General features: G+C 67.8%; 5 protein-coding genes. All 5 read right to left on the bottom strand.

From position 1 onward, the window contains the following. Positions 1-4 precede the first annotated feature (4 nt). The gene (locus ACIHA7_RS08950) at positions 5-481 is read right to left on the bottom strand and encodes a PaaI family thioesterase (protein ID WP_397287248.1); all 477 of its coding nucleotides are present in this window, start codon (positions 479-481) and stop codon (positions 5-7) included. Continuing rightward, on the bottom strand, positions 471-1,286 hold the full coding sequence (locus ACIHA7_RS08945; protein ID WP_397287246.1) for an alpha/beta fold hydrolase: 816 nt from the start codon (positions 1,284-1,286) through the stop codon (positions 471-473). The genes ACIHA7_RS08950 and ACIHA7_RS08945 overlap by 11 nt, the downstream gene beginning before the upstream one ends. Continuing rightward, complete coding sequence (locus ACIHA7_RS08940; protein ID WP_397287244.1) at positions 1,283-3,070, bottom strand: long-chain-acyl-CoA synthetase; 1,788 nt, start codon at positions 3,068-3,070, stop codon at positions 1,283-1,285. The genes ACIHA7_RS08945 and ACIHA7_RS08940 overlap by 4 nt, the downstream gene beginning before the upstream one ends. Positions 3,071-3,258: 188 nt before the next feature. Next, positions 3,259-4,833, bottom strand: coding sequence for an NAD(P)/FAD-dependent oxidoreductase (locus tag ACIHA7_RS08935; RefSeq protein WP_397287242.1), 1,575 nt, complete (start codon positions 4,831-4,833; stop codon positions 3,259-3,261). Between the two features lie 22 nt (positions 4,834-4,855). Further along, positions 4,856-13,324, bottom strand: a complete 8,469-nt coding sequence (locus tag ACIHA7_RS08930) for an SDR family NAD(P)-dependent oxidoreductase (RefSeq protein ID WP_397287240.1) — start codon at positions 13,322-13,324, stop codon at positions 4,856-4,858. Between the last annotated feature and the right edge of the window lie 235 nt (positions 13,325-13,559).

Below are 13,559 nucleotides of genomic sequence, written 5' to 3'. Positions count from 1 at the left end.
TCGGCTACGGGTTCGGCATCGCTAGCACTTGCACGGTGGACACCGCCGTCGCCACCAACTTGTCGTCTTTGTTATGCGCCTCCGCGGCGAGGTAAATGACCGATCGCCCCGGTTTCCGCACCGTGGCAGTCAGTTTCAGCCGTTCGCCGGTGACCACCGTGCGCATGAAGTGGGTGACGAGCTCCAGCGACGTCGTCGGACCCCGTGCGGTCAGGTAGCTGAGCGGGCCGATGAGGTTGTCGAACATCGCGGAGATGAAGCCGCCCTGCAGGATTCCCACCGCGTTCGCGTAGGCCGGGGGCGCCAGCACCGTCGCGGTCAGCGACTGCCCCGGCACGTACTCCTCGAACTGCATGTCCATTTCCTGCGCCGACGGCGGTGGCAGCTGGAGGGTGACGCCGGGCGGGGTAAAGCTGCGAAACAGCTCGATGGTGCGTTCCAGGACCTTGTCGTGTCCGTGGATCGTCGCCTCATCGCTCATCGGTGCCTCCTGCTCCATGGCCACGGCTCTGTTCCGCGGCTGTCAGAAATGTTGCCAATATCGTGTTGAATCCGGGCGCGTGTTGCACGGCATGTTCGGCTCCGGGCAGCCGGATCCGTTGTGCGCCAAGGTGTGTGGCGAGGGCATCGCACAGCCGCTCCAGCGCGGGATTGTGCTCGCCCGAGCACACCAGCGTGGGAATTCCCGCGTCGGTGATCGTTTCGAACCGGGGCTTGACCTCCCAGGGGGAACGCAGCCTGCGCCCCAGTTCGATCGCCTGGCGCACGTCTTCGCCCACCCCGGCCAGCATTTCCTGGTTCACCCCGGCCAGCGCGAGGAACTCGTCCTCGGCCGCGACGTCGTCCGGGCTCGCGGCGAAGCGGTCGGCCAGGTCGGCCAGCGCACGCACGGCCTCGTCCTCCGGGGCCGCGTTCCACAACGGCGCCTCGATCAGGGTCAGCGAGCGCACCAGGTGCGGCAGGCGCTCGGCCGCGAGGTACGCGCCGAGACCGCCGTAGGAGAAGCCGACGAGGTGCACGCCGCCGGGCACGTCGGTGATGAGCTCCACCAAATCGTCTGCGTCGGCGAGGAAGTCCTGCGACGGCGCGGCGGGGCTCGGCATGAAGCCGCGCCGGTTCGGCACGATCAGCGACCAGGCGGCCTCGAGTTCCTGCTGCGCGGCCCAGGTCATCGGAGCGGGCATGCCGCCGTGCACCAGCACAACCGGGGGGCCGGTCCCCGATGTCTGGACGACGATCGGCTCGGCGGCGGGGGCGTCCGCGTCGAAAGTTCCTTCTACGGTCATGGCACCTCGGTTCTTTTCTGGGTTCGATTCCCCTGATGCCCCCTGACAAGTGCTTCGTAGCGTTCCTGCGTGAGCTCGGTGTAGGCGCGGTCCCCCGCGTCACGCACGTAGATGGTCTCCCCTTCGCGCGGCGCGAAACCCGCACGCTGCAAGGCGATCTTGGCCAGCTTCATGGTCGCTGTCGTCTCCAGCGAGGCGCACACGCGAAGGAAAATCGGCTGTGCGTAAGGGGGCAACGCCGCATCGAGGTACGCGGCGAGCGCCACGCCGTCGAAGCGCGCGCCGTCGGCGAGCACGATCGCCGCCATGCCCGCCCGCCCTTCGCGGCCCGGTATCGGCACGCCGTACACGCTGGCGGCGGCGATATCGGGGAACCGGACGAGTTGCTCCTGCACCTCGGTGGTCGACACGTTCTCGCCCTTGTAGCGGAAGGTGTCACCCAACCGATCGACGAAGAACAGATTCTTCTCGGCGTCGATCCGGAACACGTCACCGGTGTTGAACAGCGCGTCGCCTTCGCGGAAGGCGTTCGTGACCACCTTTGCGCGGGTGGCCTTTTCGTCCCGATAGCCGCCGAACGGCGTGCGCTTGCGAATGGGACCGAGCAGCACCCCGGTGTCACCTGGTCCGCACTCGACCAGCCGCCCGTTGTCGCGAACGAAGTCGTCGCGCTCGAAGTCCCACTTCGCCAGCTTGCCGCCGAGGCGCAGCTTGCCGACCGAGCCGACCGTGCCCGCCAGATTGATGGTCGCGATATTGCCCTCGGTCGAGGCGTACATCTCGACGATCCGCGGGATCTCGAACCGCTCCTGCATCGCGGCCCAGACATCGGACTGCAACCCTTGCCCGACCATCACCCGCACCCGATGGCCGCGGTCGCGGTCGTCGGGTGGGGTGTTGACCAGGTAGCGGCACATCTCGCCGATGTAGTTGAAGCCCGTCGCTTCGAAGCGGTGGATGTCGTGCCAGAACGTCCCCGCCGAGAACCGGCGGCCGAGCGCCAGCGTCGCTCCGTGCGTCAGCACACTCGACAGACCGATCACCAGCGCGTTGGTGTGGAACATCGGCAGGCAGTTGTAGACGACGTCCCCGGGTTCGAGCCGCCAGGCCAGCGCGCCGGTGACGCGCCCGACGGTCGTCAACCGGGCGTAGCTCATCACCGCGGCCTTGGGCAGTCCGGTCGTGCCGCTGGTGAAGATGTACGCGCCGGTGTCGGCCAGGGTGAGCTGGGTCGTCTCCGCCGGATCGTCGGATGACGCGCTCGGCTCGAATCGGGCCAGACCCGTTGCGTCGGAGACGGGTACCTGCACGTCCTCGTCCACCCGGCAGCGGTCGAGCAGCTCGTCGGCCAGCCGGTCGCGCACCGCCAGAAACGCGGGCAGGCACTCCGAACCGACGATCACGTGGCTCGCCCCGCACACCGAGAGGGCGTGCACGAGCCCGTCGCCCCGGGCCCGTGTATTGACGAAAGCCACCACCACGCCGAGCTTTCCGGCCGCCAGGTAGTGCCAGACGAACTCGGGTCGGTTCTCCATCAGCAGCGCGAGCACGTCGCCCTTGCGCAGGCCGTTGGCCCGGTACGCGTGGGCGATCCGGTTGACGAGACGATTGGCCTGCGCGTAATCGAACTGCTGGTCGCCGTAGAGCAGGAAGGGGCGCGCCGCCTGACCCGGCTGCCCGCTGCGACGCTCGAGCTCGAGTGCCAGTGTGCGGTGCGAGCCTGCCCCTTCGAGCAGGCCCCGCGTGAGGATTCCGTAGGACCGGATGCGGTGGGTCAGCGACACAGTGACCTCGTGTTCGCGAAATGAGCAACTCGCACGCTACGCGCCCTCCCATGGTTTCGACACGGCCGGCGAACCGCTTGCCGCCATGGCGGCAAAGTGGTTCTCCCGCGACTGCCACCGGTGACAGTCGCGGCCCGCTCCTCGAATTGCGTCAAATTCCCGCCTCCGCGGTGTCGTTGGACGAACGCTTACTGGACGGATGCCTGCAACGCGGGCTCGGCCTGCGGTGCGGGCAGATCCACCTTCGCGGCGATCTCCTGCTCGAACGAGTCCGCCCACGCCTCCAGCCGGTCGACATTGCCGCGCATATCGCGGAAGGTCTGTTCGGGCGTCTTGTCGGTGAGCAGATCCAGGTGCAGCTGGGCGCAGATCGGTACCTTGCTGTACTCGACGAACAGGTACTTGTCCGGCTGCGGGGCCTGTGCGGCGAAGGCCCGCAGATTCGCCTGCATGCGCGTCTGGATGCCGAGGAACCGTTGCGCGATGGGGTGGAACTCCGCCGCCGCGTCGGTGTTCGTGAGCAGGTCACGGAACAACATCTGCGAAGGCAGCGCCCAGTAGAACGACGTATCCCACATGACCTTGGTGAACATCGCGGGCGCGTGCCCGAAGATCTGGTAGTTGTCGTTGTACATCTGCAGGTAGTTCGGCCACAGATCCTCGAGCAGCAGCCGGTTGTAGGTCTGCGCGACGTCGGCCGTCAGCGCCCGCTTGCGGTCGAGCTCGATCATCCTGGTCGTGATGGTGTTGGTGTAGGCGATGTAATCCGAGCCCGGACTGTAGAACGCGTCCAGGAAGACCGCCGCCTCACCGACGCAGGCCCAGCGATTGTGCGAAAAGACCTGCGTCGAGGCGTAACTCGCGTTGCGCAGCACCAGGAAGTCGAGCAGCTCGGCGTTCTCGGTGAACTTCGCCAGTGTCGGCTCGTGCTCGGCGATCCACTGCTTGGCTTTCGTCTCCGTCGAGTACGTCTTGAACGGATGGATGCGCTCGTCGGTCACGATGCCGATGCTGGTGTTGCCGGAGGCCAGCGGGATCATCCAGACCCAGTACCCGGTGCCCATCAGGTGATTGGTGGAGAACCACCGGCGCTCTTGGGTTTTCGGATACCAGCTCGGGTTCTTCGCGTCCGCCATCACCTCGACGTCGTATTCGCCGCGCAGGCGCCACCAGGCCGCGTTGATCTTGTGCGGGCTCGGCGCACTCAGGCCGAGCTTGCGCTGCAACAGCTTTCCGCGACCCGAGGCGTCGGCGACGAAGCGCGTACGCACCGAACGCTCCCCCTCGCCGGCCACCTCGTAGGTGACCACATGATCGTCCTCGCCGTCGGCCAGGTCGATCTCGGTCACCTTGGCCTGCTCGATCAGATCGATGCCGAGATCCTTGGCGCCACGCCGCAGATCCCGCTCGAAGATGCCGCGGTCGACCTGATAGGACGGCACCCGCGGGAACCGTCGCGCCCCGATCTCGGGCCGGTTCTCGAACGGCCCGTGCTGGTCACCGAAGAACAGGCGCAGGCCGAGCTTGTGCAGGTGCTGCTTGTTGAAATATCCGGTGAGGCCGAGCTTTTCGGTGAAGTAGTGCGCGCCGCCCTCGACGGTCGCCTCACCGACTTTGTAGGCCCCGTCCGGGATGTCGCCCGCGGTCCGCTCCAGTACAAGCACCGTCAGGTCGGGCATGGTCCGCTTGAGCTGGCGCGACAGGGTCAACCCCGCCAGGCCGCCGCCGCACACCACCACGTCGTATCGTTCGATCGGTTTCATCGTTCTACTCCGTTCGAGCTGGTCAGCGCTCTTCGAAAAGGCTGGTGAAGGACGGGAAGGCGTCGTCGGCGGACAGCTCGTCGGCGATCGTCCGCATCACCTGGGAACTCGGGTTCTGGATGAACAGGTGGCCGCCGGGCACGGTCTTCAGTTCGAACCTGCCGCTGGTCAACTTCTCCCAGCCTTGCAGCTGGTCGGCCTCGAACAGGTGGTCCTCCGCACCGCGCAGCACCGTGATCGGCGCCCGCAACGCGACACCGTGTTCGAAGCGGTAGTCGCCGAGCATCTTCAGGTCCGCCCGCACCGCGGGCATCATCGGCTTCACCGAGGCCTCGTCCTCGACCGGGATGGTGAGCAGCTCGTTGTCGCGCAACACCTGCAGCACCCGGCTGTCGGATTCCCGGTCCATGTCGAAGCCGTCGCGGATGTGCTTCAGGTTCCGCACGTAGCTCTCGACCAGGGCGGGTGAGGGCCAGCCGCCGATGATCAGTTTGAGCGGCACCTCGGCGTAGTTCTGCTCGAGGTACTTGGTGAGCTCGTAGGCCAGCAGGCTGCCCATGCTGTGCCCGTAGATCGCGAAGGTGCGGTCCAGGTGCGGCAACATGGCGTCGGCCAGTTCCTCGATGAACTCGGGCATCGAGTCGATCGGGACCTCGTTGACCCGATCCTCGCGGCCCGGGTACTGGATGCCCACCACCTCGACGGTGTCGGGCAGGAAGTTCGGCCACGGCGTGAAGACCGAGGCCCCACCACCGACGAACGGCAGGGCGAACACGCGCAGCGACGCGGTGCTCGACCGGCCCTTCACCGTGTGGATCCAGCGTTGCGGGCCCGCGTTCTCCGCCACTGCGGGCAGCACACCGGTCGCCTCGCCGAAGACCTGGGCGAGGACCTCGTTCGACAGCTCGATGAGCGTCGGTCCGCGCATCAGCCCCATGGTCGGGAAGTCGATGTCGAGGTGCTTGGCCAGCGCGTTGCGGATCTGACCCGCCATCAGCGAGTCCATGCCGAGGTCGGTCAGCGCGACGTCGTGCGCGAGACGGTCGATCGGCATGTCGAAGATCCGCGAGATCTGCTGGGACAAGGCCTCGACCAGCCTGGGCTGGCGCGCGTCCTCTTCCAGTTCGAGCAGTTCGGCGCGCAGGCCCTCGGTGCCGCCCGCGCTCGCGGTGCCGACGGTGTCGGCCAGCGCGAGATGAGCCAGCCGTGGCGAGCTGCGGATGATCGGCATGACCTGGTTCATCTTCGCCCAGTTGACCCCGAAAACGCTGGTACGCGTGACACCTTGGGCCAGGCACCGACCGACGAAGTCGAGCGCGTGGTCCGGCAGGATCGGCGTCCAGCCGAGCCGGGCCAGGGTGTCGAGCTTGTTGCGTGCGACGAACCCGACCTCGGCGAGGGCGCCCCAGTTCACGGTCAGGGCGGGCAGTCCGAGCTCACGGCGGTGCGTGGCAAGGGCTTCCAGGAACCCGTTGGCCGCCGCGTAGTTCGCCTGGCCGGGGGTGCCGACGTTCCAGCTCATCGACGAGTACATGACGAACGCGTCGAGCGCGAGGTGGCGGGTGTGGTTGTGCAGGTGCCACGCGCCGTCGACCTTGGGCTGCACGGTGCGCAGGAACTGCTCCTCGGTCATGCCCGCCAGCGGTCCGTCCGCGAGAACCATTGCGGCGTGGTAGATCCCACGCAGCGGCGGCAGCGCGGCGATCCGCTCGAGCAGGCCCTCGACCTCGGCCTCGATGGACACGTCGGCCCGCTCGAGCACCACGTTGACGCCCTGGGCCCGCATCGCCTCGATCGGCGCCGCGTTCTCCTCGTCGATCTGGCCGCGGCGGCCGACCAGCACTACCGTGCGGACGCCCTTCTCGACCAGCCACTCGGCGGTGCGCAGACCGAAACCGCTGTAACCACCGGTGATCAGGTACGTGCCGTCGGCGTCGAAGGTCTCCGCGCCGTCGGAGGTCGGGTGCACCAGCAGTTCGGTGTCCGGCCGGTACTCGACGACGATCTTGCCGATCTGCTTGGCGGTGACCATGTACCGGAAGGCCGCGGCCACCTCGGTCGCGTCGAAATCGGTGTGCGGCAGCGCGGGCAGGGTGCCCGCGTTCACCGCCTCGATGACCTTGGTCATCGCCTCGCGGCACAGCGCCGGATCCTCGCCGAGCAGCCGGTCGATGTCGATCGCCGAGTAGCTCAGGTTGTTGCCGAACGGCTTCAGACCCAGCTTGTAGTTGTCGTAGATGTCCTTCTTGCCGATCTCGAGGAAGCGGCCGCGGGGGCGAAGCAGCTCGAGACTCTTCGGAATCGTCTCGCCCTGCAGCGAATTCAGCACGATGTCGACACCGTCGTAGCGCTGCCGGATCTCCTGGGCGAAGTCGAGCGACCGGGAGTCGAACACGTCCTCGATGCCCAACGAGCGCAGGTAATCCCGCTTCTCCTCGCTGCCAGCGGTGGCGACGACCGTCGCGCCGAACGACTGCGCGATGTGCACCGCGGCCAGGCCGACGCCGCCCGCGGCCGCGTGCACCAGCACCCGGTCGCTCGCGCGCAGCCTGCCCACTTCCACCAGCGCGTACCACGCGGTGAGATACGCCATCGGCAGCGTCGCGGCCTCGACATCCGACAGGCTCGCCGGTGCCGGGTACACCCGCCGGGCATCGGCGACCACCAGGTTGCCGAAGCAGCCGCGGGCGAAGGCGACCACGCGGTCGCCCACCGCGATTCCGGTCACGTCGGGTCCGACCTCGGTGACGAGGCCTGCGCACTCCACGCCCAGGTTGTTGTCGTAGAACCCGCCGTAGGTCGCACCCGCCGAGAGCAGGCCGAGGGTCAGCATGATGTCGCGGAAGTTCAGACCGGTGGCCAGTGGCCGGATAGCGATCTCGCCGCTGGAAAGGGCAGGCAGCTCCTGCCTTTCGTAGCGCAGCTGCTCGACTCCCGGCTCGGCGGGCACCGCCAACGCGAACGGGGTCTCGTCCGATACCTTCGCCGGAGTCGCGACCGAGGCCTCGAACTCGGCGAGCGAGACATGCTCGAGGCGGTCGATGAACCGGGTCTCGCCGCGGAAGGCGATCTCCTCGTCCGCCGCGTCCACGTGCAGCAGCTCATCGAAGAGCTGGGTGGCCCGCTGCTCGGCCGACGCGGCCGGGTCGAAGTCGAAGATCTTCGCACGCAGACTGCTGTGCTCGCTCAGCGTCACGCGCAGGATGCCCCAGCTCGGAACCTGGCTCAGCGCAACACGTTCCGCTCGATCCAGCACGTGGGCGCCCGAGGTGGCCACCCACAGCCGTGGGGCCTGCACCCAGTCCAGCTCCTCGACGGCCTGGGCCGCCGCGATCACGCTGTAGGCGCCGTCGCTCTCCACCGCGGACAGCAGCTCGGTGGTCAGCTCGGTCCCCGCGAAGTCCAGGTTCCACAGGTGCAGCACGCCGGCCACATCGCCCGCGTCGGCCCGCACCTGCTCCAACACGCGCTGCAGATCCGCGCTGCTGGTGGGGTCGGCGCGGAAGGTACGCGCGTCGACCTGCTCGAATTCGGCACCGCGCGTGACGATTACGCCGGACGCGCCTGCCTCGCCGAGCAGCGCGGTGTAGCGTTCGCCGACGCCGTCGGCGTCCGCGAGCACGACCCAGGGCGCCGGATCGATGCGCGGCTGGTGCGGCGCGAGGTCGATGGCCTGGGTGCGCGCCAGGATCACCGCGTTGCCGGTCTCCTCCGGTGTCGCCATATCGGAGAAGATCTGCACACCCTCGAATCCGATGCTCGGCAGGAACTCCCGCCACTTCGCTTCGCGCATCAGCGGGTAGTCGGGCCGCACGTCGTGGTCGCTGAACTTCCACCAGCCCTCGGTCATGCCGAAGGTCAGGTCGACCCAGTGCGGCGGCACCGTCGCCTCGACGACCAGCAGCAGACCCTGCGAGGTCAGCAGGCGCTGCACGTTCTCCAAAGTGGCGGTCAGGCTCGCGGTAGCGTGCACGACATTCGAGGCCACCACGATGTCGTAGTAGTGCGGGTCGAAGCCCTGGCCCTCGATGTCGTGCTCGATGTCGAGGACCCGGTAGTCGATGAAGTCGTAGTCGCTGAAGCGATGCCGCGCCTTGCCGAGGAACAGCTGCGTGATGTCGGAGTACACGTACTCCGCACGCTCCGGCGGCAGCTCGGACAGGACGTAGGGGGTGGTGCCACCCGTACCCGCGCCGATCTCGAGCACCCGGATCGGCCGGTCGCTCGGCAGCGCGGCGACGCACTCGGCGACGACCTTGCTGACGATGCGGTTGGCCTTGCCGAACGAGAACGACGGACCGTACAGGTCGGCGACCGACTGGAACTCGTCCTCGGGGAAGATCAGCTCGATGGGGTTCACGTCGTCGCGCAGCACCGCGGCCACGTCGGTGCCGCAGCGGCCGAGCACGGCGAGTTCGGGCTCGCATTCGGAGTGCTGTTCCTTCAGCCTGGCGAGCTCGGCCGCGGTGTCGAACCGCTCGGGCACGACAAGCAGCCGCCATGCGTCACCGTCTTTCTCGGTGATGCCGTGCTGGGACAGCAGTTCCAGCAGGCGCGCGAGGTAGCGGTGGTGCTTGTCGTGCACGCCCATCTCGGTCGCGAGCTCGGTGAGGGTGAAACGCCTGCCCGCGGTGAGGTCCATGCCGAGCTGGTAGAACGCCTCGGTCACGTACCCGATGCAGAGCCGGTCCATCACCGCCTCGGTGCCCGCGTGGTATTCGCGGTTGACCGACCAGTACCGCAGCTCGTCGACCAGGGGCTCGACGGCGGTGTCGAGGGCCTCGACCGAGGGCAGCGCGCCGGGCAGGCGGGTCTTGGTGCGCACCGGCGCCTGATGCCAGCGGAACTCGTAGAGCCACTGCAGCAGCGCGTCGCTGTCCTCGGTGGTCGTGGTGATGGACTTGCCGCGGAAACCTTCGAGTTCCGCTACGAGCGTTCCGTCTTCGTTGACGATCCACAGATCACCGTGGCAGTACGCGGGGTCTTCGCTGACCTGCGCGCGCCCGTAGCAGTACACCCGACCGCTGGCCTTGGCGTAGAAGCTGAGCCGCTTCACCTCGACCGGCAGGTAGAGCGTCTTGTCCTCGTTGTTCGGGTCGTTGCCCATCGAGATGGACAGCGACTGGAAGCACGAGTCGAGCACCGCCGGATGAATCGCGTGCCGGGGCGCCTCGTCCTCGAGGGCCGCGGGGGTATCGATCCGGCCGAGCGACTTGAGCTCGGCGTAGCCGAGTTTGGTGATCGCCTTGAACGTCGGGCCCAGCATCAGGCCGTTGTTGCGCAGCTTGGCGAAGACCTTCGCGGGCTCGATCTCGAGCGGGCACTCCGCCTCGAGCTCGGCGAACGGCACCGGCAGTTCGGTGGCGGGGGCGCCGCGGCGCAGCGTGCCGACCGAATGCAGGGTCCAGTCCTTGTCGCCGTCCTGGCGGCTGTACACCGAGTAGTGCATCGACTGGGTCAGCACCACCTGGACGACGGGGGCCGGGCGGTCGTCGAAGACGAATAGCGCGCGGCGGAACTCGACGTCCTCGAGCGAGTACAGGCCGGGCCCGAACGCGTCTTCCGCGCAGCCGAGGACCATGTCCAGGTAGGCGGCGCCGGGGAAGACGATGGGGCCCTGCACCCGGTGGTCGTCGAGCCAGGGGTACACGGCCGGGTCGAGCACCAGTTCCCACACGTGCTTGTCCGGCTCGTCCGCGACGCGGCCCTGGTCACCGACCAACGGATGGGACAGCGACGGGAAGCGCCGCTCGCGCGCCGAAGGCGTCTCCACCCAATAGGTTTCACGCTGCCACGGGTAGAACGGCACCGGTACGCGCTCGCCGGCTCCGTCGAACAGGGCGCCCCACGCCGGGTCGAACCCGGCGGCATACAACGCGGCCAGCGAGGACAGCAGGGTGACGCGATCGCTTTGCTTGCGATGCAGCGAGGCGACGGCGACGCCCTCGACGTTGCGCTGCGCGAGCAGCTCCGAGATGGCGGTCGCGTGGATCGGGTGCGGGCCGAGCTCCACGAATGCCAGGTGCTCATCCTCGATCAGGCGATCGATGGTGGGCGCGAACCGCACCGGCTCGCGCACGTTGTGCCACCAGTACTCGGCGTCGAGTCCACCGGTCGGCACGATGTCCGCGGAGACCGTGGAGTACATCGGGATGGTCGCCGGGCCGGAGGTGAGACCTTCCAGCGACGAGATCAGTTCGTCCTGCAGCGGATCCATGTGGTGGCTGTGGAAGGCCACGCTGACCTGCAGCATGCGGCAGAAGATCTTCTCGGCGCTCAGCTCGCGCTCGATCTCCTCGAGCGCGTCCGGATCACCGGCCAGCGCCACCGACTGCGGGCCGTTGAGCGCCGCGATGGCGACCCGCCCGCGATACCCGGCGACCCGCTCCTCCACCTCGCTGTGCGTCAGGCCGACCGCGAGCATCTTGCCCTTGCCGGAGGCCTGCTGCTGTACCCGGCTGCGGTGGAAGATGACGCGCACCGCGTCCTCGAACGACAACGCTCCGGACACACACGCCGCGGCGACTTCACCGATGCTGTGCCCGACCACGGCCGCGGGGACGATGCCCCAACTCTGCCACACGGCGGCCAGCCCGAGCTGCACCGCGAAGACGGCGGGCTGGGCGATGAACGTCTCCCCGATCCGGCTGTCGGCCTCGTCGCGACCGAGCTCCTCGGTGACGGTCCAGTCGGCGTACTTGCTCAGCTCGGCGTCGACCCGCTCGACGGTCTGGCGGAACACCGCGTTGGTGGCGAGCAGTTCGCGCGCCATGCCCCACCACTGCGGGCCCTGGCCGGAGAACACGAAGGCGATATTCGTTGTGGTGGGCGCCTTCACGCCGGTGCGCAGCACCTCGGGCGACGCGCCCCGCGCCACCTCACGCAGCGCGTCGCGTAGCTCGTCGGTGGACGAACACACCATGGCGAGCCGATGGTCGTAGTGCGCCCGCGTCTTCGCCTGCGTCGCCGCGATGGCGGACAGCTTCGTGGTGGGCTCGGCCAGGAAGTCGGCGTAACTGTCGGCGTAGGCGCGCAGCGCGTCCTTGGTCTTGGCGCTCAGCGCGAACAGCACCGGCTCGGCCACGTCGGTCGCCGAACGCTCGGTCATCGTGTCCGCGTTCGCAGCTGCCGCATCCGGCTGCTCGTTCGCCACGCCTTCCGGCGGGCCCTCCAGGATCACGTGGGCATTGGATCCGCCGAACCCGAAGGAGTTCACACCGGCCAGCCGCGGGCGCCCGTTCGGCCACGCCTGCCGGGACTGGGCCAGTTGCAGACCCAGCTCCTCGAACGGGATCGAGGTGTTCGGTACCGCCGCGTGCAGGTTCGCCGGAATCTCGCCGTTGGCGAGCACCAGGCACGCCTTGATGACGCCCGCGATGCCAGCCGCCGACTCGAGGTGGCCGAGGTTCGACTTCACCGCGCCGACGATGCAGGGGCCGTGCCCATTACGCCCCGGCGCCAAGGCTTTACCGAGCGCGCGGGCCTCGATCGGGTCGCCGACCGAGGTGCCCGTGCCGTGCGCCTCGACGTAGCTGATGTCGGCTGGCGCGACACCGGCGTCGCGGCAGGCGTCCTCGATCATCTGCGCCTGCGCTTCTTCGCTCGGCACGGAGATGCCGTTGGTGCGGCCGTCCTGGTTCGTCGCGCTGCCGCGGATCACCGAGTAGATCCGGTCGCCGTCGGCGATGGCCGCGGACAGCGGCTTGAGCACGATGGTGCCCGAGCCCTCACTGCGCACGTAGCCGTCGGCGTTCTCGCTGAACGACTTGGACCGGCCCTCCGGCGAGAGGAAGGTGCCCTGGCTGAATCCGATGGTCGCCTCGGGGATGAGCAGCGTGCTGACGCCGCCGACGATCGCCATCGTCGCCTCACCGCAGCGAATGCTGCGGCAGGCCAGGTGGATTGCGATGAGCGAGGACGAGCACGCGGTATCCACCGTCATGCTCGGCCCGCGCAGGTCGAGCAGGTAGGAGACGCGGTTGGCCACGATGCAGTTGGTGACACCGGTCATCGTGTGGCCGCCGATGAGGTAGCGGTTCTCCGGGTTGAGCTGGATGATGCCGTAATCGTGGCCGGAGACGCCCGCGTAGACAGCGGTCTTGGTGCCCGCCAGGTTTTCCGGGACGATGCCCGCGTCCTGCAAGGCTTCCCAGGTCGTTTCGAGGAAGAGGCGCTGCTGCGGGTCGATCCGCGCGGCCTCGTGTGGTGTGATGCCGAAGAATTGCGCGTCGAACGAACTGACGTCGTCGAGGTATCCGCCCGATCGCGTGCGCAGATGACCGGGCCTGGCCGCATCGCGGTCGTAGAAGGCAGCGCCGGACCACCGGTCCTCGGGGACCTCTCGGACCGCATCCCGCTCGTCGAGCAGCAGTTGCCAGAAGTCGCTCACATCGGAAATTTGTCCTGGAAACCGGCAACCGATTCCCACGACGGCTATGCCCTCGTGCGCGGTCGACTCGGCCTCGATCGAGGAGCTGTGCACAGATTCCATCGCATTACCTTCGTTTTGTAACCACACAACTATCGACATCGCGGGCAACGCCATTTGTTGCCCGCGAGCCGATCAGGATTTATATCGACCACCCGCTGGGCAGTGGCGATGCACGCACTGGCGGCATCGATCCCGTGTGCGAGGCGATATCGGACAGGCTTGATTGATCACCGGCGGTCATGTTCCCCCCTCGAAGAACATGACTGTTGCAACGAGATGGTCGCCATTCGAATGA

This window comes from Nocardia sp. NPDC052316, from assembly GCF_044547795.1.
Lineage (GTDB): Bacteria > Actinomycetota > Actinomycetes > Mycobacteriales > Mycobacteriaceae > Nocardia.
This window is presented reverse-complemented; position numbering and strand designations above follow the sequence as displayed.

What these genes read in the sequence shown, in the direction of transcription:
- ACIHA7_RS08950 (WP_397287248.1), bottom strand. Translation starts at nt 481, where the DNA reads ATGAGCGATGAGGCGACGATCCACGGACACGACAAGGTCCTGGAACGC.
- ACIHA7_RS08945 (WP_397287246.1), bottom strand. Translation starts at nt 1,286, where the DNA reads ATGACCGTAGAAGGAACTTTCGACGCGGACGCCCCCGCCGCCGAGCCG.
- ACIHA7_RS08930 (WP_397287240.1), bottom strand. Translation starts at nt 13,324, where the DNA reads ATGGAATCTGTGCACAGCTCCTCGATCGAGGCCGAGTCGACCGCGCAC.
- ACIHA7_RS08935 (WP_397287242.1), bottom strand. Translation starts at nt 4,833, where the DNA reads ATGAAACCGATCGAACGATACGACGTGGTGGTGTGCGGCGGCGGCCTG.